Here is a 20,072-nt window from a genome sequence, read left to right as displayed (position 1 = left end):
GCGGGTGTGCGCGGCCCGCACTGTTCCGAAGTGACAGTTCGCGAGCTGGGACGGGCTCAGCCGCCGGTGATCGCCCGGACCGCGTCGCCGATGATGAGGTACCACCCGTAGCCGGCGAGGGCGAGACCGATGAGCCACCACCATCCCGTCCGCCGGGACAGACGTCTGCCCTGCCCGGCCACCCCTCGGGGCGGACGGATCAGCGGGAACGAACCCGGCATCGTCGCCGCGTCGACCGGTTCCAGTCGGCGATCCCGCCAACGCTCCCACTGCGTGATGCGCTCGGTCAGGATGTCGACGACCGACATCAGCCACGTCCACACCTCGGGGTCGAGGGTCGAGAGGTCCTTCGGCGAGTAGAGGAAGAGGTGGTCGTCGACGATCTCGACATCGAGCTCGGCCACCGTGTCGATGAACCTCGCCATGATGTCGGGCGTGAAGAGGTACAGGGCGTCGGTCTCGTACCCGCGCGGGCAATACAGCTCGAAGTGGCGGTCGAAGTCGCCTTCGAGTGAGAGTCGCTGATCCTTGGCGTAGGTGACGGGCAGACGGGGGTGCAGGAGCGAGTTGTTGCCGACGGCGTCCAAGACGATGTGGGGGAGCGCCACCGGCAGCCGGAGTGCCACATACCCCCAGCGGTGCTCCTTGCGATTCCGCCCCGAACCGACGATCGTGCGCAGGTTCCCGACGGACAACGGCGACCTGCCGCCCCGCCACAGCAGGTCCCTGACCACGCTCGTCCCACCCATCGTGAAGATGAGCCCGGGCAGCGCCACCGGTATGGCGAACGGTCGGTAGCTCAGGCCGTTCGCCCGCGCGAACCGGTCCAGCCGGTACTGGCGGACGCCATTGCGTCGTCGGACCGTGCGCACCAGCAGGACGAGCATGCCGACGGGCAGTGCGAGGTAGGGCAGGAGGATCAGGGCCGACCAGTCCCATGGCTCGTCCGGCATCGAGCCGTCTTCGAGCACGAACCACCAGGCGGAGAGGAAGAGGACCGGCAGCACCGCCAGCACGACGGCGGGCCAGATCGCGGCCATGAGTGGTGGACGGACCTCGCCCGGGAGGCCCGCGCGGTACTCGCGGAGTGCGCGTCGGTCGATCCGTTCCGTGAGTGGTCGCGTGTCCAGCGTCGAGGTTCGAGTCGTCGGAGCGGTCATCGCACGTGCGGTGTTCCGTGGGGTACGGGCGCGGGCGTCCGGCCAGGGCGGTTCGCGGCGACCGTGAGCGCCCGGCCGGCCGCGTGCACGAGGGCCTCGAGCGGTCCGCGACGCTTGGTGAGCGCGATGATCCAGCCGAGGAGGAGCGCGCCGGCGACGTGGATGAGCCAGAGCTGCGGGCTCGAGATGAGCCACGCCGTGTCGGCATACGTCCCCACGATCGCGGCGATCAAGGCGCCCACCGACGCCATGAAGACGTGCGCCGAGTAGACGGTGAGCGGCGCGGCCCCGGCCCCGGTCGCCGGCAGGAGTGCGAGCGACCAGCCGCGGTTCAGGACCGTACCGAGCGCCAGGCACAGGCCGATGACGACCGCCGCGATCCCGATCGTGAAGACGAGGTCGAGCGTGGTGCCCGAGTGCGGGGCGCGGGCGACGAGCCACCAGAAGGACTCCGTGGGGCTCGTGCCGTACATCCCTTCGGCGAGGGCGTCCTCGACGGCGGTGATCGTCGTCGGATCGGGCTCGAGGCCGCCGGTCCAGGCGCGTGCGATGCCCTGGACGCCGCCGACGGGACCGAGGAGCAGGGCGGCGAGGCGATCTGCGGCGATGGCGACGACGAGTCCGATCGCCGCAAGCCGGAGTGCGAAACGCCGCAGGGTCCCGTTCGCCCGAGCATCCACGAGCAGCCGACCGACCGCCATCCCGACGAGGACGTAGACGATCCAGGTGAGCGCCGGGTACACCCCGGTGAGGAGCAGCCCGCGGGCGAACCCGCCACTCGAGACGTCGAACCAGGATGCACTGCCGATCTCGGGGGAGTCCACGCCACTGAGCGGCACACGGAGCGCCTGCGAGCAGATCGGCCAGACCACCGCCCAGACGGCTGCGGCGATCAGCAACGTGCGCGGACGCCACGTGACGGCCGGGATCGCGAGCCAGAAGGTCACGCCGTAGTACGCGATGATCACGTAGATGCCACCGGGCAGGACGCCGAGGGTGAGGCCGAGGACGAGCAGGGCGAAGCCGCGTCCGAAGAGGTTGAGGCGCGCCGAGGCAGGGGAGCCGGCGGCGAGGTCGCGGCGGCTCGTGAGCACGATCCCGATCCCGGCCAGCACGGCGAACAGGGCCGCGGCCTTGCCTGACAACACTTCCGTGATCGGCGTGTGTCCACCGGTCGCGATGTCGAACGCCCAGACGTGCGTGGCCATCATGCCGATGAGCGCGAGGAACCGCGCGAGGTCGAGACCGATCAGTCGGTCGGCGCGCTGTCGGCTGGCTGGGCTGCTCATCGGGTCCAGCATCCCACGCGTGGCGGCTCTGCGACAGGCCCGCGGTGGCGGTACGGGCTCCCGTCCGGTACGCTGTGAAGGTTGCCCGGGTGCGTCCGCTCTGTTCTCACCCGATCGCAACGATGCTTACACCCTCCTGCCACAGAAAGTCTGTGGCCGTTCGAGTCCGAAGGAGGTGGGTTAGTGACGCATCAGTACGAACTCATGGTCATCCTCGACCCCGAGATTGACGAGCGCACGGTTGCACCGAGCCTCGACAAGTTCCTCAACGTCATCCGCAACGATGGTGGAACCATCGACAAGGTCGACATCTGGGGCCGTCGTCGTCTCGCTTACGAGATCAACAAGAAGACCGAAGGCATCTACGCCGTCGTGGACTTCACTGCATCGAGCGCTGCCACGCAGGAGCTCGACCGCCAGCTGAAGCTCTCCGAGGCCGTCATGCGCACCAAGGTGCTGCGTGCCGAAGAGGCCATCGCTCAGGTCGCCACCGAGACGAAGCGCAGCGAAGAGAAGGCCGCCCGCAAGGCTGCCGCCAAGCCCGCTGCTGCTGTCGCCGCGGCTCCCAAGGCAGACGCGGCTCCGGCCGCGGCTGAGACCAAGGAAGCCTAGGGCTCATGGCCGGCGAGACCGTCATCACCGTGGTGGGCAACCTGACCAGCGATCCGGAACTGCGTTTCACGCAGAACGGCCTGGCTGTCGCCAACTTCACCATCGCTTCCACGCCGCGCAACTTCGATCGCGCGACGAACGAATGGAAGGACGGCGAAGCGCTGTTCCTGCGCGCGAGCGTCTGGCGTGAATTCGCCGAGCACGTGGCCGGATCGCTCACCAAGGGAAGCCGTGTCATCGCGACCGGGCGTCTCAAGCAGCGTTCCTACGAGACGAAGGAAGGCGAGAAGCGGACTTCGATGGAACTCGAAGTCGACGAGATCGGCCCTTCGCTCCGGTACGCGACCGCGACCATCAGCCGTGCACCCTCGGGTGGCGGCGGCGGTGGTCAGCAGCGCGGCGGCGGAGCTCCGCAGGTGCAGCAGAACGAGCCCTGGGCTCAGAGCGCACCCGCAGCTTCCGGCGGCAACGGCGGTGCAGATGCCTGGAACACTCCGGGCAGCTACAGCGACGAGACCCCCTTCTAAACAGATTCGATCGGTCCGGTTCTGCCGGCTAGCCGATCACTCCATTCACACGCAAAGGAACAACCATGGCTGGAAAGTCGAGCGGCGATCGCCGCAAGCCTGCCCGCGGTGCTAAGGGCGGCAAGAACGTCGCTCCCGCGAAGGCGATCCGCGTTGGTGTCATCGATTACAAGGATGTCGCCACGCTTCGCAAGTTCATCTCCGAGCGGGGAAAGATCCGCGCTCGTCGTATCACCGGTGTCAACGTCCAGGAGCAGCGACTCATCGCACGTGCGGTCAAGAACGCACGCGAGATGGCGCTCCTGCCCTACGCCGGCTCTGGCCGCTAGGAGGCGCCGCACATGTCGAAAGTGATTCTGACGCACGAGGTCTCCGGCCTCGGCTCCGCTGGTGACGTCGTCGACGTCAAGAACGGCTACGCTCGTAACTTCCTCGTGCCCCAGGGTTTCGCGACCCCGTGGACCCGCGGTGGCGAGAAGCAGGTCGAGCAGATCAAGTCGGCCCGCGCTGCGCGCGAGCACGCCACGATCGAAGAGGCCCAGGACCTGAAGGCTCGCCTCCAGGCCACCAAGGTCAAGCTCACGGTCAAGACGGGTGGCGAAGGCCGTCTGTTCGGTTCCGTGAAGCCTGCCGACATCGCGAAGGCCGTGGCGGAAGCCGGGCTGGGCGAGGTCGACAAGCGCAAGATCGAGATCCACACCCCGATCAAGTACGTCGGCGAGCACGAGGCCACCATCAGCCTCCGCGACGAGATCGTCGCCACGATCACCCTTCAGGTGGTCGCGGCCAAGTAGTACCCGCCGTGCGATGTCGGGCCTTCGGGTCCGGCGCCACATGCACGTCGTGATGAGCGCGATGGCGGTGGACCGAGAGGTCTGCCGCCATCGCGTTTTTCTGTGCCCAGAACGGGGGCGAGGCGTCGCTCCGACACCTGTGTGCTACACCTGTTTCGCCCTCTGCGTCAAGCAAGTTGTACACAGGCGACCCCCGTTCTCCCCAACGTTCGACACAGGATCGAAAGAACTTTCCACACACAGCCTGTGGAATCAGAATCACCTGGTCAGAGGCGTATTGCGTGGCAGAAAAACTTCTCTCTCCACAGGGTTTCCCACAGCTTGTGCACACGACACGCGGCGTTTCCCCCGATCTCTCCACAGAGTTATCCACAGGCAGAGTTGGTTGTGGAGACGAGTGGCCCTATCGTGAGTCATCGGCGTCTCGGAACAGCCGGACGAGCAGGCTGAGCAGCCCTCGTCCGTAGCCCTCGAGCGCCCCGCAGGGCCCGTGCGTGTCGCATGTTCCTGCTACACCTGAGTCGTCACCACCCGCACCACCCGAGTCCACATCGAGAAGGGATGTCCACTTGTCGATCGCTCACCTCAACCGCTCCGAAGGCGGCGGATCGTACGACGAGCCGCGCGGCAATGAGCGGGTCCCTCCGCATGACCTCCTCGCGGAGCAGAGTGCACTCGGCGGCATGCTGCTGTCGAAGGACGCGGTCGCCGACGTGGTCGAGACGCTCCGTGGCGTGGACTTCTACATCCCCAAGCACGAGGTCATCTACGACGCCCTCCTGACGCTGTACTCGCACGGTGAGCCCACCGACGTCATCACCGTCACCGACGAGCTCGTCAAGACGGGCGAGCTGTCCCGCGCCGGTGGAGCTGACTACCTCCACACGCTCACGAGCCTCGTGCCGACCGCGGCGAACGCCGGCTACTACGCCCGCATCGTCGCGGAGCGCGCGCTGCTGCGTCGTCTCGTCGAGGCCGGCACCCGCATCGTGCAGATGGGCTACGCGGCCGAGGGTGAGGCCGTGGAGCTCGTGAACTCGGCGCAGGCGGAGATCTACGCCGTGTCCGGAAACCAGGAGGTCGAGGACTACGTCCCGCTGACCGACGCGGTGAGCGCGGCGATCGATGAGATCGAGGCCGCCAAGCACACCGACGGTTCCATGACCGGCGTGCCGACGGGCTTCCGCGAACTCGACGAACTGACGAACGGTCTGCACCCGGGTCAGCTCATCATCGTCGCCGCCCGACCCGCTATCGGTAAGTCCACGCTCGCGCTCGACTTCGCCCGTGCCGCTTCGGTCCACTACAACCAGCCGTCGATCTTCTTCTCGCTCGAGATGGGGCGCAGCGAGATCGCGATGCGCCTCATGAGCGCGGAGGCGTCCGTGCCGCTGCAGCTCATGCGTAAGGGGACCGTCGACTCGCAGGACTGGACGAAGATCGCGCAGGTGCGTGGCCGCATCAACGACGCTCCGCTCTACATCGACGACAGCCCGAACATGACGCTCGTCGAGATCCGCGCGAAGTGCCGTCGGCTCAAGCAGCGCGTGGGGCTGAAGATGGTCGTCATCGACTACCTGCAGCTGCTGACCTCCGGTAAGCGTGTCGAGAGCCGTCAGCAGGAGGTCTCGGAGTTCTCCCGTGCGCTGAAGCTCATGGCGAAGGAGCTCCAGGTCCCCGTCATCGCGCTGTCGCAGCTGAACCGTGGTGCTGAGCAGCGTGCCGACAAGATGCCGGCACTGTCCGACCTCCGTGAGTCGGGCTCGATCGAGCAGGACGCCGACATGGTGGTGCTCCTGCACCGTGAGTCCGCCTACGAGAAGGACAGCCCGCGAGCCGGCGAGGCCGACCTCATCATCGCCAAGCACCGTAACGGACCGACCCGGACGATCACCGTGGGCTTCCACGGGCACTTCTCGCGCTTCGCCGACATGGCGCCGGGGATGTAGTGTGAACGCTCAACGCAAAGTGTCGCTTCGCAACCTAAAGCGTCGCTTTCTGTTCGGAGCGACACTTTAGGCTGCGAGAACGCTCCGGTGGCGGCTTGGTGGCGGTGAGACCCTCCGAGGTGCAGTGCAGCCATCTGAGCGTTGCTGAAGGGTGGCTACTGGCTGCTGCGGGCCGTCTCCGATGCGTTCGAGGTGAACCGGTGAGTCCCAGATCCTACTTCTGTCGAGATTTCTCCGAACACGATGTCCGCCCGGACGCCGGGGGGTACTTCGACGGTGAGGGAGACCGCTCCGGTGTCGTCACGAGCCCAGGCCGACGACGCACGGCCGAACGGGGTGTCGATCGTGACCGCGGCGGAGGTCAGGCCCCCGCCGATGATGGGGGCGATGCGGAGGCGGGCGTATCCAGGAGCTGCGGGCGCGAGGCCGGCTATGCGCTCCTGCAGGAATGCGGCGACGGCACCGAATGCGTAGTGGTTGTGTGATGCTTCGGGTTCGCCCTCCTTGTAGCCGGTCCAGGTCTCCCAGGTGGTCGTTGCTCCGCGTTCGACGGCCTGCAGCCAGGATGGGGCGCTGGTCTGGAGCAGGATGCTCAGAGCGACGTCGGGGTGGCCGGTGTTGACGAGTGTGTCGAGGAGCATCGGTGTGCTCAGGAATCCGGTGGCCAGGTGGTTCCCTGCCTGCTGGACGAGTCCGACGAGGCGGGTAGCCGCTCGGTCGCGGTGCTGTGGTTCCAGGAGGTCGAACGCGAGGGCGCGGACGTAGTCGTCCTGCCGGTCGTCACCGATGCGCCCTCCGCCGTCGGCCACGAAGGCGGCCCGCCAGGCGGAGCTGGCGTTCTCGGCCAGGGTGGCGTAGCGATGGGAATCCGCGTCTTCGCCCAGGACGTCGGCGATCCGGGACAGGAGTCGTGCGGAGTGGGCGAGGTAGGCCGTTGCGACGCTGGTGCGTCGTCCGAGGAAGTTCCCGGGCATCTCCGACGCGAGAGATTCTCCGGGTCGGAGCCACTCTCCCCAGTGATAGCCGGTGTCGACGACGTACCGCTCGAGTTGTCCGACGCCGCGCCGCAACCTGCGCCTGATGCCTCGTTTGCGCGCGGCGCGCGTCGCCAGCTGGTCCACCCACGCCTTCGAGCTGGCGTACTGGTCGCGAAGTGCCGCGGTGTCGCCGTAGTACTGGTACAGCGTCCACGGGAGCATGACAGCGACATCGCCCCATCCTGCCGAGGTGCGGGTGAAGCCCAAGGGGTTGCGGCTGATCCCTGGTGCTGCCTCCGAGGGGATGAACGGAGGGATCGTTCCGTCTGAGTGCTGCTCTGCCGCGAGGTTGCGGAGGTAGCGGCGAAGGTAGGCGCCGGCGTCGACGAGTTGCACGGCGGTGGTCCCGAACACTTGGATGTCTCCCGTCCAGCCGCTGCGTTCTCGGGTCGGGCAGTCGGTCGGGGTGTCGGTGAAGTTCGAGCGCAGTGACCACACGACGTTTTTCCACAGCTGGTTCAGCCGGTCATCCGAACTGTGGAACTCGCTGACCGCAGGGAGTGGCGTCGAGAGGACGATGGCCTCGACGTCGTCCGCGGAGATCGGGTCGGCGGGCCCCTCGATGCTCAGGTAGCGGAAGCCTTTGATCGTGGCGCCGGGGGTGTAGACGACGGGTTCGGCTGCCAGGATCGCCTCATCGCGCTGGAACCAATCCTTCTTGGACGGGCCGCCCCCGAGGTAGCCGGTCGCGATCTCCCCGCTCGAGGCCAGCACCTCGCTGTACAGCAGCCGCACCGTGGCGCCCTCGGGGCCTGACAGGCGGACGCGTGCGACGCCGGAGAGGTTCTGGCCGAAGTCGATCAGCTGCTTGCCCGATGGGGTCCGTGACACTGTCCCGGGGCGTTGGTCGATCTGCTCGACCCGTGCGACGGATTCCGCGATCATCCGGCGCCGCTCAGGGACGACCACCGCTGAGACGGAGCCTTCCGCGGGACCCTGCAGCCACGGCAATTCCGGGAGGCGAAGGTCGACCCGCTCACCGTCCTTCGGGTCCGCGACCCGCACCCGCCCGTGGCTGGCAGTCCAACCTGCGTCACTCGTCGCCTGGACCGTAGTGCCGTCGGCGAGTTCCAGTTCCAGCTGCAGGAGCGCGGCGAGTTGGTCGCCGTAGCGGTTGGGGAGGGAGAAGGCGCCGAGGCGTCCGCGGAATCGTCCTTCGGAGACGATGATGCCGATGGTGTTGGTGCCGGCCCGCAGCGCGTGGACGGTGTCGTACACCTGGTACTCCGTGTACTCGTGGAACGGTGTCCACCGCGGCACCAGGGCGGTACCGGTGATGTCGTGCTCGTTGATGAAGAGCCGGTACCAACCAAGCGCGCTCGCGTACGCACGCGCTCGGACGACGTCCCCTGGAAGCTCGATCGTCGTCGAGAGGTAGATGCTGCGGGGGTCGTTCTTTTTGGTGAGCGGGTGGCTGATCCAGTCGGCCTGCCAGTCGCTCGGACTCAGAAGCCCGGTCTCGAACGACGCGGCAGCCCACTCACTGACGGCGCCTTCGGCTCCGTGCACCCGCACCCGCCAGTGGTACTCGGTGCGGGACCGGAGCGCGACGCCGGCATAGAAGACGCCGTAGGGGGTCGTGCTCCTCACCCGGCCGCTCGTCCAGAGGACGTCGTGAAGGGCGAACGACGAGTCGGTGGAGACTTCGATCTCGTATCCAAGCTGTGAAGGTGCGTCGTTCGGGAGCTTCCAGGCGAATTCCGGGGTGGCTGAGTCGATGCCGAACGGCGCGGGGCGTCGATCGACGGTGAGCGAGTGCGGGGTCATGGTGGAGTCCTCTTGACAGGGTTAGTGGAAGGCGATCGGCGCGGAGCGTTCTGCTGGTTCAGTCGCACCGGCCTCTGACTCGAACTCGTCGTGTCGGTCGCGGGTGCGGAACACGATCCAGGCCCAGCCGACTCCGATGGCGGAGCCGACGGTCAGGATGCCGAACAGGAGTGACGGCCCGCCGATGAGGAGGGTCGGGGTGACGCTCGCGAGGGCGGCTGCCGTGAAGCGCTGGATGGCGATGATGCTGCCCTGCGCCGTCGTGCGCAGGAGCGTGGGGAACTGTTCCTGTGCCCACACTCGTTGGATGCCTTCGAATGCGAAGGCCGAACCGACGCCCATGAGCAGCAGGCTGACGAGGTAGACGGGGACGCTTGCGCCGAAGAGTGCGACGACCAGCGGAGAGAGCACGAATGCGATGCCTCCCGCCTGGAAGTAGCGGAACCGGACGGGCTTGTCGGCGATCTTCATGAACCAGAGGTACCCGATGATGCTCACCGGTAGCAGCGGAAGGGTGACCAGTGATGCCTGGCTGATCGAGACGTCCCCGAAGTTCACGAGGATGTAGGTGCCGTAACTGCCGATCGTGCTCGCGATGAGGTTGGTCAGCGAGGCGAACATGATCAGAGCGAGGAAGACCGTGCCGTAAGGGCCACGGAACAGGATGCGAATGCCGGCGCGCTCCGCGCGGACCGTCTTCACGCCGGCCCGTCGTTCGGCCCGGGCTGCGAGCCACGTTGCCGACTCGGGGATCGTCAGCCGTCCGAGGAGGATCAGGGCGCCGACCACGGCGATGTGCCCGAACAGGATCATCGGTGCCACTGCGCCCAGATCGCCGACGAGGGTGCTGATGACGATGTTCGCGATGATGCCTGCCATCCACAGGAGGTTGGTGAACCCGATGAGGCGGCCCCGGTTGTGCTCGGTCGCCGCCTCGGAGATGGTCGACAGTGAGACCGGTAGGTCGGCACCGCTTGCGAATCCGAGCATGATCGCCCCGATGAGGATGACGGGGAACGAGGATGCGAACACCAGCACGACAGCGCCGATGATGAGCGCGATCATCGTCGCGGTGAACACTGGACGACGACCGAAGCGATCGCCGAGCCGGCCGCCGACGAGCGCGCCGATGGCCATGGAAGCGGTGAGTGCTCCGCCGGCCATGCCGATCTGGATCTCGTTCAGCCCGAGGATCTGCTGGAAGACGACGATCGCGGTGGCGAAGCCGGTGATGGCGGCAGCGTCGACGTACGAGGCCATGCCGGAAACAACGGCGACCCACCACGGGCGGGGGGCTGGTTTTGATGTGAGTGACACGGGACTTCTCCTTTGAAGTGCACGAGCGCGGGAATCGTCGGGGGACGAAATGAAACGAATCAACGCGCCAACAGTGCCACCAAGTATGTTCCTGAGTCAAATAGTTTTACAGGATTCTCTCGCGGAGCGCTCTATGCTGGGGAGCCCGAGTCGTAGAAAGAGTCCCGTCCGATGCCGAGAAGCAAGAACACGCTCCCGCTGGACGCCCTCGCGGCCGAGGACGTTGCTCCACTCGTTGGAGGCGATGCGCCGAGCTTCCAATCGGCGTTCCAAGCCATCGTTGCGTGGGGGACGTCGCGGTCGTACCGCGAGCAAGTCATGCGCGACAGCGGGTTCCCATTTCCGAAGGATCTGCCAGCGTTCCTGGTGATCAACCAGCTCATCTATCGCGGATTGGCGACGCCCACCGCACTTGCAGACGCGGTCGACACGACGCGGTCAAACATGAGCCGGGTCATCGCTCGTCTGGAGAGCGCTGGCCTGGTGTTCCGCGCGCACGACCCGCGAGACGCGCGCGGTGCTGTCATCGGGCTGACTGCCTCGGGCCGAGCGCTCGGCTCCCGCGTGTTGGACGCCATGCAGGATGTCAGTGTGCTGACCGGGTGGAGCGCAGAGGAGATCGAGACGCTCGAGCGGTTGACGATCAAGCTCGCGAGCACGCTTGATGCGTTTCCGAATCATCCGCTCACGGTTACCGCGGGCGTTCCGTTTGCCTCTGTGCAGCGATGGCCGGCTGTGGTTGAACAGGGCCGCTGACATCGCTCCCGTTGGCGAGGGCGCAGCCGGAGGCTGATGAATGCCACGAGTGAGGCACGATCCGGACCCAAATGCCCCATGAGCAGATCCGTTCCCGGGATTCACCGTGGAGATCCCTTCGGCTCTCCGATCGCGCCAACACGAGCGCTGTCACGCGTCCGTGCAGGGGCAAGTATTCGGTTTCTACGGCGCCGATAACGCAGCCGGTGTCGTCGAGCTGGTCGGTGCTTGCCGGGAGCACAAGGCAGCGGGAGAGTTCGAGGACGCCCGCCCCTAGTTCGACGAAAGTTTGGGGCTGATGGCATCGAGCCGACGTGCTTTACGGACGAGAGGCAGCGCCACCAGATGACCCCAAGTCGGCCTCAAACCCCGGAATCACGCAGGCGTGTTCGGGGCGACACTTTGCGCTGGAAACGGCGGCGACACTTTATGTTGGAAACCCGCTCGTTCACTGGCCCCGCGGCGACACTTTACGTCCGCGTTCACATGTAGTGTGAACGCACGTCGTAAAGTGTCGCTTTGCAGTCTAAATTGTCGCTTTCTGTTCGGAGCGACGTTTTAGATTGCAAAACGTCCTCGCGGCGATGTCTTGTGGCAGTCGCGGCTGCATCCGAGCGGCTTGAGCGGTCCAGCCGCCGAAGCTAGCAAGTGAGCGCCCCGGCGGCGAGGCCGGTGCCTCGGATTGCCGGAGTGTGTGGGTGGCGTTCAGGCCGCGGTGTCAGTAGGTCTCGTTGGTCCAGAAGACATACTGGCGGCCGCCGGTGAATCCGTAGTCGACACCGATCAAAACTGCAATCGCGACCCGGGAGCCGCCCAGCGCTGCCCGGAATCGCTGACCCGCTGACGGGTCGTCTCGATGGCGAGACCAGAACTGTTTTCACGCCGTCTTGCGAGCCAGCGCGCCTCCGGCGCCCTTCCATAGGGCGACCAGGTCTTCGTCGGGGAAGCGCAGCCATTGGAGCTGCAGCCCGTCGAGGACCGCGAGCACTGCGAGCGCGAAGGCCCGTGGTTGCGGGTGCCATGAACCGGACAGGTCCGCGAGCAGGTCGCGTGCAGTTCGAGTGCGCTCAGCAAAGTAGTCATGTGCCGGGTGCTGCGGATCAAGCGCCTCGGCGCCGAGGATCGTGTAGAGCCGCAGGAGCTCAGGTTGCCCCGCATTTCGTATCACCAAGTTGTCGAGCACTCTCCACGCGCTGTCCTCATCAAAGGTCCGGGGATCCCGTCCCTCGACGGGTGTGGTGATCGCGAAGGCGTCGAGGTCGTCCCGATGGAGGAGGACGGCGATCAGTAGCTCCTCGCGCGACGAGAAGTGATGCTCGATACCTGCTCGAGTCATCCCGCAGTCCTCGGCCAGCTTGGAAAGAGTGAACGTGTTGTATCCGCCCTCTGCGATCTGACGGGTTGCCGCGTCGATGATCAGCGCTCGTCGCTCACTGGGCGCAAGGCGCGTTCTCCGCTGCTGCTCGGTCATGGACTCAAGCGTCGCATATCCGTCCTTGTGAAATTTGTTGCGGCTCCCTACAATTCCCTTACCTGCATCGGTGCAGGTAAGGGATGAAAGGTTTTGTGATGTCGACGAAGACGACGGAGTTCTCGCGCAGTCTCGAACGCGTCAAGAGCGGTGCCGAGCTTGCTACCGAAGTGGACGCGCTGCTCGCGTTGCTGACGGACGAGGAGAAGCTGTGGCTGCTTGACGGGGATGATGAGTTCTGGCCCGGCATGGGCGAGATGAGCGCTGGTTACAACATGCGGCCGATCATCATGGGACGCGTGGATCGACTCGGGATCCCTGGGTTGCGGTTCAGCGACGGGCCGCGGGGCGTCGTCATGGGCAACTCCACAGCATTCCCGGTCGCGATGGCGCGCGGCGCCACCTGGGATGTCGACCTGGAGGAACGCATCGGAACGGCGATCGGCGCCGAGATGCGGGCACAGGGAGCGAACTTCTTCGGAGGCGTCTGCATCAACCTCCCTCGGCACCCTGCCTGGGGGCGGGCCCAGGAGACGTACGGCGAGGACAGTCTGCTGCTCGGGGAGTTCGGGGTGGCGCTGACCCGCGGTGTCCGTCGGCACGCCATGGCTGTTGCGAAGCACTACGCGCTGAACTCGATGGAGAACGCCCGGTTCACGATCGACGTCACGGCCGATGATGCCACCTTGCACGAGGTGTATCTGCCGCACTTCCGCCGCGTCGTCGAGGCAGGTGTCGACGGCATCATGACCGCATACAACAGCGTTAACGGCGAGTGGGCAGGCGAGAACGAACGACTCATGGAGGGCATTCTCCGCGAAGAGTGGGGATTCGCCGGCGTCACCGTCTCCGACTTCATCTTCGGCCTGCGCGACGCGGCCAAGTCCCTCCGAGCCGGTCTCGACGTTGAAGAGCCGTTCCGACAGCAGCGGGCCGGGCAACTGCCTGCCGACCTCGAAGCGGGTCGAGTGGTGTGGTCCGACGTCGATCGGGCGGCACGTCGGATCCTCGCGACGCAGCTCGCATTCTTCGCTCGGCCGCTCGATGCGGAGCCAGGCCTCGAGGTCGTCTTTTCGCCCGAGCACCGTGCACTGTCGCGGGAGGCCGCCGCGACGGCGATCGTGCTCCTCAAGAACGACCACGTCAACGGTGCACCGCTCCTCCCGCTGAACCGTGAGGGGCTGGATCGGGTTGCGGTCATCGGGCGTCTCGCCGACCTGCCGAACACGGGCGACGGCGGTTCCTCGAATGTCCGCTCACCCGAGGTCATCACGCCGTTGCGCGGTCTGCAGGCCGCGCTGCCGGACGCTACGGTGACGTTCGCCGGCGAGGACGACCCACAAGCAGCCGCTATCGCGGCAGCAGGAGCCGATGTGGCGATCGTTGTCGTTGGATACACCGCGGCCGACGAAGGTGAATACATGGGCGATCTCACATCACAGCCCGAGCTGTTGAACCTGTTTCCACCAGCTCCCGAGGGCGTGGACCTCGCCGCACTCATGGCCGGCGCAGGCGACTCGCAGCACACCATGGGAACAGCGCTCGGCGGTGACCGGCGCTCCCTCCGCGTCCGCCCAGTCGATGCCGAGATCATCCGAGCGACCGCGGCCGCGAATCCGCGGACCGTCGTCGTCATCGTCACCGCCGGTGCGGTGATCACGGAAGAATGGCGCGACGCTGTCCCCGCCGTGCTCGTCGGCTGGTACAGCGGCAGCGAAGGCGGCACGGCACTGGCGGACGTCATCCTCGGCGAACGCGATGCAACCGGACGACTCCCGTATTCGATTCCCACCAGTGAAGACCACCTCCCCCCGTTCGACATCGACGCCGCCGCCATCACCTACGACCGTTGGCACGGTCAGCGACTGCTCGACCGGGACGGCCACCAGGCCGCCTTCCCTCTCGGCTTCGGTATGTCGTACACCTCGTTCGACATCGAGACGATTGAGCTCGGCGACGTCGACGGCGAGGAATTCTCCGCCTTCGTCACCGTCCGGAACACCGGTAAACGTCCCGGACGACACGTGGTGCAGCTCTACGCTGCGGTCGAGGCTCCGGACTTTCCACAGAGGGTCCTCGTCGGATTCGCTCCGCTGACGCTTGAGGCAGGAAAGACCCGGACGGTCCGCCTCGCGGGTTCCACCCGTCCACTTCAGCGATGGACAGACGCCGGGTTCGCGCCTGCCGCAGACAGTGTTCGCATCGAGGCAGCAGCGTACTCGGGCGACCACGACGCCGTATCGGTAGGGCTGCATCTAGCGCGCTCCTGACGAGTATCGCCACCGCGGCGCACGGCTTCCGTCCTGGCTGGCCGGCGCCGCGGCTAGCAGGACGAGTTTCGGTCGCTGCGCCACCCTGGCCGAGAAAGCGAGATCCGACTGGGCAAGCAACCTGGTGACCAATGGGGCATCTCAGTGCCCGCCGTCAGGCGGAGCCGCCGTGTACGACGTTGAGCACAAGTCGATCCGCGAGGGAGTCGACGGGAACAGAACCGGACAGCTGGCTCACGATGTTGTCGACCATTGCGTGCAAAGCGGTCGTCGTGTCGACCGCGATGGTGGTCAGCCGGGGCGACATGAGGGCACCGATCCGAGTCGCGTCCACTCCAAGCAGAGCGACATCCTCCGGAACGCGACGTCCGAGTTCTCGTGCTGCGGCGAGGAGCGCGATAGCCACGTCGTCGTTGTAGCAGGCGATGGCCACTCCGGTAGGAAGGTCGCGCAAGACGGACACTGCGTCCACCAGGTCGACAGACAGCCGAATCGATTTCGGCGCTGCAATCGCGTGCTCGCGGCAGGAATCGGCGAGTCCTCGTTCCCGCATGTCGCCGTACACGTCGATGCGGGCGTCGTGCAGGTGCGCGTAGACGAGCGCCTGGTGCCCCTTCGATACCAGATACTCGCCTTGCATTTGACCGATGCGATAGTTCACATCCTCTCCCGCGGCCAGATCGATCAGGGTAACCCCGCTGCCTTCTATGAACTTCCGCTCCGCAGCCGTGGCAGCGACGAAGGGCGCGATCAATGCGCGCGGTCGAACGGTCGTGACGAAGTGCTCGAGCAGTTCCACGGGAGAACTCGCGAAACGCAGAACGAGCGTCAGGCCGACTTGAGCGAGCTCTGCGGTGAGCACGTCGATGACGTCTTGCAGATTGGTGCCGAACGTGGTGTTGGGCACGAGAGCGACGACGACGTCGCTCGTTCCGGTGGCAAGCGTCCGAGCGGCCGCTGACGGGCGGTAGTTCATGGCCGCAGCCATCTCTTCCACTCGTCGGATGGTCTCCGGAGCGAACCGTCCTCGCCCGTTCAGGATCTGACTGACTGCCGGCCGAGATACCCCCGCAGCGCGTGCAACGTCATCGCTCGTGACTGCCATCCCGCGTTCCCCCTTGTGTCTGTCTGACCAGTGTAGTTGACGCGCGTAATCAGATGATGTTAGATGAGGCGATAACGCGCGTAAGCGTTTCCCTCACAGAGCCGTGGAGATCCCCAATGTCGACCAACAGCGTTCAACCCGAAACCGGCCCTCATCAAGCCGCTGTACCTGGATCACCAGTGACACCGGATGCCCTTCTCGAGCCATCGACGGGTCCCCAGCACATGAGCCGATGGCTCTGGGTCATCTATCCGCTGGCGATGATCAGCGTCAACGTCGTCTGGGGCGGTGTGCTTCAGGTGATGCTCGGCAGACAGGTCGCCGAGCTGCTCGGAGAGACGACCGGGGCAGCCGGCATGCTGGGCCTCGTGATCAGTGCTGGTGCGATCTCGAGCTTGGTGGCGCAGCCACTGCTCGGACTCCTCTCAGACAAGACGAGCAGCCGTTTCCTTGGCCGGCGCAACATCTGGATCTTGGGATCCGCGGTCGCCGCGGCCCTCGCCCTGCTCGTCACCGCCAGCAGCCCGAGCCCGCTCGTCCTCGCCATCACGTGGGCGATCGCGATGTGGCCTCTGAGCGGTTTGCAGGCGGCCCTGACCGCCGTTCTCCCCGAACGCGTCCCGATCCGGAACCGGGGGACCATGTCCGGATTGGTCGGAGCGTCGTCGATCCTTGGTGCATTCGGAGGGATCACGATCGCCGGCCTGACGACGAACCTCTTCGTAGGGTACGTGGGCATCGCTGCGGTTGTGCTCGTCCTTGGGACGATCTTCGCGTTGACGACGAAGGACTACGTGCCGGTCCGTGCCGCGGTTCACGCCTCCAAGGCCGAGCGTCGGGCGGCGGCTCGCTTCCCCAGTTTCCGGAGTGCCCCGGACTTCTGGTGGACGTTCGCCGGCCGGTTCCTGATCATCTTCGGCTACAACTTCATGTCCGGCATGCAGCTGTACATCCTCGCTGACTACATCGGTGTGGGTACGGTCACGGAAGCCGCCGCCGTCCTCGTCGCTGTGCAGGGAGTGAGCACGCTCGGACTCCTCGTCTTCTCGATCATCGGCGGGTGGCTGTCGGACAGATTCGGACGAATCCGTGTGTTCGTGGGCCTGTCGAGTCTCCTCTTCGCCCCGGGCGCCCTCGTCTACCTCCTGGTGCCCACGCTCACCGGCGCCTTCATCGCCAGCGGCATCTTCGGTATCGCCTTCGGCGTCTACCTCGCCGTCGACCAATCGCTGATCACCCGAGTCCTCCCGAATATGGACAACGCCGCACGGGATCTGGGCGTGATGAACGTCGCCAATGCCGGACCGCAGGTGATCGCCCCCGTTCTGGCCGGCGCCGTTGTCGCGGCGACCGGGCTCTACCAGCCGCTCTTCATCGTGACCATCGTCGCCGTCATCCTCGGTGCCATCAGCGTCCGATTCATCAAGAGCGTTCGGTGACCACCGATCCCGCATCCGACCACCTATCGCACATCGCCAGAAAGGCACACGCATGATCCGCACACCCTTCAACAGAGACTGGACCGTCGGTCACAAGGGTTCGCCCTTCGACGCCTTCAGCGGCGGATCAGCCAAGACGGCCGTCACGCTCCCGCACGACGGCCTCCGAGACCTGCCGCGGTCCGCAGACAGCCCTAATGGCAGTCACACCGGTTACTACCCGAGCGCGCACCTCGAGTACACCAAGACCATCGATGTGCCGGCGGAATGGCGTGATCAGAGCATCGTCCTCGACATCGAAGGCGCCTACCGTGATGCTGTCGTGTACGTCAACGGCGACTTCGCCGCTCAGCGCCCGAACGGGTACGTCGGGTTCTCCGTTGCGCTGGACCCGTTTCTCCGGTTCGGTGAGGCGAACACCATCAGCGTTGAGGTCCGTACCCACGAAGACAGCCGGTGGTACGCCGGCGCCGGTCTCTATCGCAACGTGTGGCTCGTCACCGCCGAGCCGGTGCACATCCCGCTCGATGGTGTGCGCATCACCACCCCCGTCATCGAGCCCGACCTGGCATCCGTGATCACCACCGTCGAGGTCGCCAACGAGACCCGTCACACGCGCACCGTCCGGGTCGAAACAGAGATCCGCGACGATGCCGATGTGGTGCTCAGCCTGCAGACCGCGCCGATCACCCTGCTCCCCGGGACGACTGGACGAGTGCACCTCCGTCACTACCTCTCCGAGCCAGCACTCTGGAATGTCGACGACCCGCGACTGCACACCGCGCACACTCGGGTGCGAGAGGGCGACACCCTGCTCGATGAGGACGAATCCGTCTTCGGTGTACGATCCGTCACCGTCGATCCGGTGCATGGTCTGCGGATCAACGGGCGCTCGGTGAAGCTTCGGGGTGGCTGCATCCACCACGACAACGGCCCGCTCGGCAGTGCAGCCCACCCGCGCGCGGAGGAGCGTCGCGTGCAACTGCTCAAGGCGGCGGGCTACAACGCCGTCCGTAGTTCCCACAACAACATCAGCCGTGCCTTTCTCGACGCCTGTGACCGCCACGGGCTCCTTGTCTGGGACGAAGTGTCCGACGTATGGACGAAGAGCAAGACCGCTTTCGACTACTCGCTCGACTTCCCGGAGTGGTGGGAACGAGACGTCGAGTCGATGGTCGCCAAGGACTTCAATCACCCAAGCGTCATCATGTACTCGACCGGCAACGAGATCTTCGAGACCGGCAGCGCTATCGGATCTACTTGGGGGCGGGCGCTTGCAGAGAAAGTGCGCTCGCTCGACGACTCGCGACTCATCACCAATGCCATCAACGGGATGGTCGCCACCATGGACGTCTTCGCCGCACAGATGGCCTCGGGCGACACCCCGATGAACATCAACGCGCTCATGGGGTCGATGGAAGACATGATGAACACGCTCGGCTCCACGGCGTTGGTCTCCGATCGAATCGAAGAATCCCAGTCGCAGCTCGACGTCAGTGGGATCAACTACGCCGAAGCCCGCTACGCGATCGACGCCGAGCATCACCCGAACCGCATCCTCGTAGGATCCGAGACCTTCCCGCGCGCGCTCGACCGGATCTGGCCGCTGGTCGAGCAGCACCCGACGGTGATCGGTGACTTCGCCTGGACCGCTTGGGACTACATCGGGGAAGCGAGCATCGGTCGACCGGTCTACCCGGACGACGCTGATGTGCCGACAGGCACGAGCTCCCCCTATCCCTGGATGCTTGCACAGTCCGGGACGATCGACATCCTCGGGAATCGTCGCCCCGTGTCGTTCTGGCAAGAGACGATCTGGGGACTGCGAGACGAACCATACATCGCTGTCCAGCGCCCCGAACATCATGGACGCGAAGTCTTCGTGGGCGGCTGGTCCTGGGATGACGCCATCAGCAGCTGGAGCTGGGCTGTCCCGCCCGGGTCACCGATCAATGTCGACGTCTACAGCGATGCCGACGAAGTCGAACTCCGCCTCAACGGCACAATCATCGGACGCGCTCAGGTCGGAGCCCAAAAGGCGTGCATCGCGAAGTTCGAAACCGAATACCACCCGGGCGAACTCACGGCGATCGCGATCCGAGACGGGAAGGAAATCGGCGTCAGCACCCTGCATACTCGCGGCGACACTATCCAACTCGCTCTCACCGCCGATCGCACCGAGCTGACCGCCGACGGCACCGATCTCGCCTACCTCAGCGTCGAACTCTCCGACAAGGTGGGCACCATCGCGACCGACGTCACCACGGCCGTCTCGGTGGAGATCGAAGGGCCCGGAATCCTCGCCGGCTTCGGGAGCGCTCAACCTGACACCACAGAAGCGTTCGCGGCAGCGACCCGGACCACCTACGACGGACGGGCACTGGCCATCATCCGTCCAACCGGCCCCGGGACGATCACCGTGCGCGCTGCGGCGGCGGGCCTTCCGCCGCAGTACGTGAATCTCACGGCCCGGTGAGCACGACGGGTGGTCAGTGCACCCATGAAGCACTGACCACCCCTGCGCCCGGCTAGCAACGACCGTCGGTCTTGATGCGGCCTGCGGTGGCCAGCTGTATGGG

The 20,072-nt window shown here is 65.8% G+C and carries 15 protein-coding genes; 9 read left to right on the top strand and 6 right to left on the bottom strand.

Annotated elements, in window-relative coordinates; all coding sequences use genetic code 11:
• Nucleotides 1-56: 56 nt before the first annotated feature.
• Both IFU30_RS00550 and IFU30_RS00545 read right to left on the bottom strand, forming a co-directional pair.
• Nucleotides 57-1,160, bottom strand: a complete 1,104-nt coding sequence (locus tag IFU30_RS00550) for a hypothetical protein (RefSeq protein WP_192003957.1) — start codon at nt 1,158-1,160, stop codon at nt 57-59.
• Entirely contained in the window at nt 1,157-2,449 is a 1,293-nt protein-coding gene (locus tag IFU30_RS00545; RefSeq protein ID WP_192003956.1) for a heparan-alpha-glucosaminide N-acetyltransferase domain-containing protein, read from the bottom strand. The genes IFU30_RS00550 and IFU30_RS00545 overlap by 4 nt, the downstream gene beginning before the upstream one ends.
• A 204-nt stretch (nt 2,450-2,653) precedes the next feature.
• Between IFU30_RS00545 and rpsF the strand changes: the two genes are divergently transcribed.
• The 5 genes from rpsF to dnaB all read left to right on the top strand — a co-directional run bounded on the left by rpsF (nt 2,654) and on the right by dnaB (nt 6,331).
• On the top strand, nt 2,654-3,061 hold the full coding sequence (gene rpsF / locus IFU30_RS00540; RefSeq protein ID WP_194718777.1) for a 30S ribosomal protein S6: 408 nt from the start codon (nt 2,654-2,656) through the stop codon (nt 3,059-3,061).
• A gap of 5 nt (nt 3,062-3,066) precedes the next feature.
• A complete protein-coding gene (locus IFU30_RS00535) occupies nt 3,067-3,588 on the top strand; it encodes a single-stranded DNA-binding protein (protein WP_064295656.1) in 522 nt (173 codons plus the stop codon).
• Nucleotides 3,589-3,653: 65 nt separating this feature from the next.
• The gene (gene rpsR / locus IFU30_RS00530; protein WP_056010351.1) at nt 3,654-3,917 is read left to right on the top strand and encodes a 30S ribosomal protein S18; all 264 of its coding nucleotides are present in this window, start codon (nt 3,654-3,656) and stop codon (nt 3,915-3,917) included.
• 12 nt (nt 3,918-3,929) lie between these two features.
• Nucleotides 3,930-4,382 carry a 50S ribosomal protein L9 gene (rplI, locus tag IFU30_RS00525; protein WP_056010352.1) on the top strand — a complete coding sequence of 151 codons (453 nt, stop codon included), beginning with the start codon at nt 3,930-3,932 and terminating at the stop codon, nt 4,380-4,382.
• A gap of 575 nt (nt 4,383-4,957) precedes the next feature.
• Entirely contained in the window at nt 4,958-6,331 is a 1,374-nt protein-coding gene (gene dnaB, locus IFU30_RS00520) for a replicative DNA helicase (protein ID WP_369808454.1), read from the top strand.
• Nucleotides 6,332-6,486: 155 nt separating this feature from the next.
• On the opposite strand, the gene IFU30_RS00515 is transcribed toward dnaB, so the two are convergent.
• Together IFU30_RS00515 and IFU30_RS00510 are read right to left on the bottom strand one after the other, a co-directional pair.
• On the bottom strand, nt 6,487-9,135 hold the full coding sequence (locus IFU30_RS00515) for an alpha-L-rhamnosidase (RefSeq protein ID WP_079704265.1): 2,649 nt from the start codon (nt 9,133-9,135) through the stop codon (nt 6,487-6,489).
• Between the two features lie 21 nt (nt 9,136-9,156).
• On the bottom strand, nt 9,157-10,515 hold the full coding sequence (locus tag IFU30_RS00510) for an MFS transporter (RefSeq protein WP_194718732.1): 1,359 nt from the start codon (nt 10,513-10,515) through the stop codon (nt 9,157-9,159).
• Between the two features lie 108 nt (nt 10,516-10,623).
• On the opposite strand from IFU30_RS00510, the gene IFU30_RS00505 reads away from it, so the two are divergent.
• Complete coding sequence (locus IFU30_RS00505) at nt 10,624-11,208, top strand: MarR family winged helix-turn-helix transcriptional regulator (protein WP_124767772.1); 585 nt, start codon at nt 10,624-10,626, stop codon at nt 11,206-11,208.
• An 877-nt stretch (nt 11,209-12,085) separates the two neighbouring features.
• Here the strand turns inward: IFU30_RS00505 and IFU30_RS00500 are convergent.
• Nucleotides 12,086-12,679: a TetR/AcrR family transcriptional regulator gene (locus IFU30_RS00500; protein WP_192003955.1), complete on the bottom strand. Its 594-nt coding sequence runs from the start codon at nt 12,677-12,679 to the stop codon at nt 12,086-12,088.
• A gap of 98 nt (nt 12,680-12,777) precedes the next feature.
• Here IFU30_RS00500 and IFU30_RS00495 point away from each other — a divergent pair, with 98 nt between their 5' ends.
• Entirely contained in the window at nt 12,778-14,949 is a 2,172-nt protein-coding gene (locus tag IFU30_RS00495) for a glycoside hydrolase family 3 protein (RefSeq protein WP_249404617.1), read from the top strand.
• Nucleotides 14,950-15,103: 154 nt separating this feature from the next.
• On the opposite strand, the gene IFU30_RS00490 is transcribed toward IFU30_RS00495, so the two are convergent.
• Nucleotides 15,104-16,054 (bottom strand): LacI family DNA-binding transcriptional regulator, encoded by a 951-nt coding sequence (locus IFU30_RS00490; protein WP_192003953.1) that lies wholly within the window; start codon nt 16,052-16,054, stop codon nt 15,104-15,106.
• Between the two features lie 224 nt (nt 16,055-16,278).
• On the opposite strand from IFU30_RS00490, the gene IFU30_RS00485 reads away from it, so the two are divergent.
• Nucleotides 16,279-17,493 (top strand): MFS transporter, encoded by a 1,215-nt coding sequence (locus IFU30_RS00485; protein ID WP_056781287.1) that lies wholly within the window; start codon nt 16,279-16,281, stop codon nt 17,491-17,493.
• A gap of 52 nt (nt 17,494-17,545) precedes the next feature.
• On the top strand, nt 17,546-19,969 hold the full coding sequence (locus IFU30_RS00480) for a glycoside hydrolase family 2 TIM barrel-domain containing protein (RefSeq protein ID WP_192003952.1): 2,424 nt from the start codon (nt 17,546-17,548) through the stop codon (nt 19,967-19,969).
• The last annotated feature ends 103 nt before the right edge of the window (nt 19,970-20,072 follow it).

It is taken from the genome of Plantibacter sp. CFBP 8798 (genome assembly GCF_014841195.1).
Lineage (GTDB): Bacteria > Actinomycetota > Actinomycetes > Actinomycetales > Microbacteriaceae > Plantibacter > Plantibacter auratus.
The sequence above is the reverse complement of the archived record's forward strand: the minus strand, read 5'-3'. Positions and strand labels throughout refer to the sequence as shown.

Bases quoted from the DNA above. Each gene is read 5' to 3' on its own strand.
- rpsF (WP_194718777.1), top strand. From the start codon at position 2,654: ATGGTCATCCTCGACCCCGAGATTGACGAGCGCACGGTTGCACCGAGC.
- IFU30_RS00515 (WP_079704265.1), bottom strand. From the start codon at position 9,135: ATGACCCCGCACTCGCTCACCGTCGATCGACGCCCCGCGCCGTTCGGC.
- IFU30_RS00480 (WP_192003952.1), top strand. From the start codon at position 17,546: ATGATCCGCACACCCTTCAACAGAGACTGGACCGTCGGTCACAAGGGT.
- IFU30_RS00495 (WP_249404617.1), top strand. From the start codon at position 12,778: ATGTCGACGAAGACGACGGAGTTCTCGCGCAGTCTCGAACGCGTCAAG.
- rplI (WP_056010352.1), top strand. From the start codon at position 3,930: ATGTCGAAAGTGATTCTGACGCACGAGGTCTCCGGCCTCGGCTCCGCT.
- rpsR (WP_056010351.1), top strand. From the start codon at position 3,654: ATGGCTGGAAAGTCGAGCGGCGATCGCCGCAAGCCTGCCCGCGGTGCT.
- IFU30_RS00490 (WP_192003953.1), bottom strand. From the start codon at position 16,054: ATGGCAGTCACGAGCGATGACGTTGCACGCGCTGCGGGGGTATCTCGG.
- IFU30_RS00500 (WP_192003955.1), bottom strand. From the start codon at position 12,679: ATGACCGAGCAGCAGCGGAGAACGCGCCTTGCGCCCAGTGAGCGACGA.
- IFU30_RS00485 (WP_056781287.1), top strand. From the start codon at position 16,279: ATGAGCCGATGGCTCTGGGTCATCTATCCGCTGGCGATGATCAGCGTC.
- IFU30_RS00535 (WP_064295656.1), top strand. From the start codon at position 3,067: ATGGCCGGCGAGACCGTCATCACCGTGGTGGGCAACCTGACCAGCGAT.
- IFU30_RS00505 (WP_124767772.1), top strand. From the start codon at position 10,624: ATGCCGAGAAGCAAGAACACGCTCCCGCTGGACGCCCTCGCGGCCGAG.
- IFU30_RS00545 (WP_192003956.1), bottom strand. From the start codon at position 2,449: ATGAGCAGCCCAGCCAGCCGACAGCGCGCCGACCGACTGATCGGTCTC.
- IFU30_RS00550 (WP_192003957.1), bottom strand. From the start codon at position 1,160: ATGACCGCTCCGACGACTCGAACCTCGACGCTGGACACGCGACCACTC.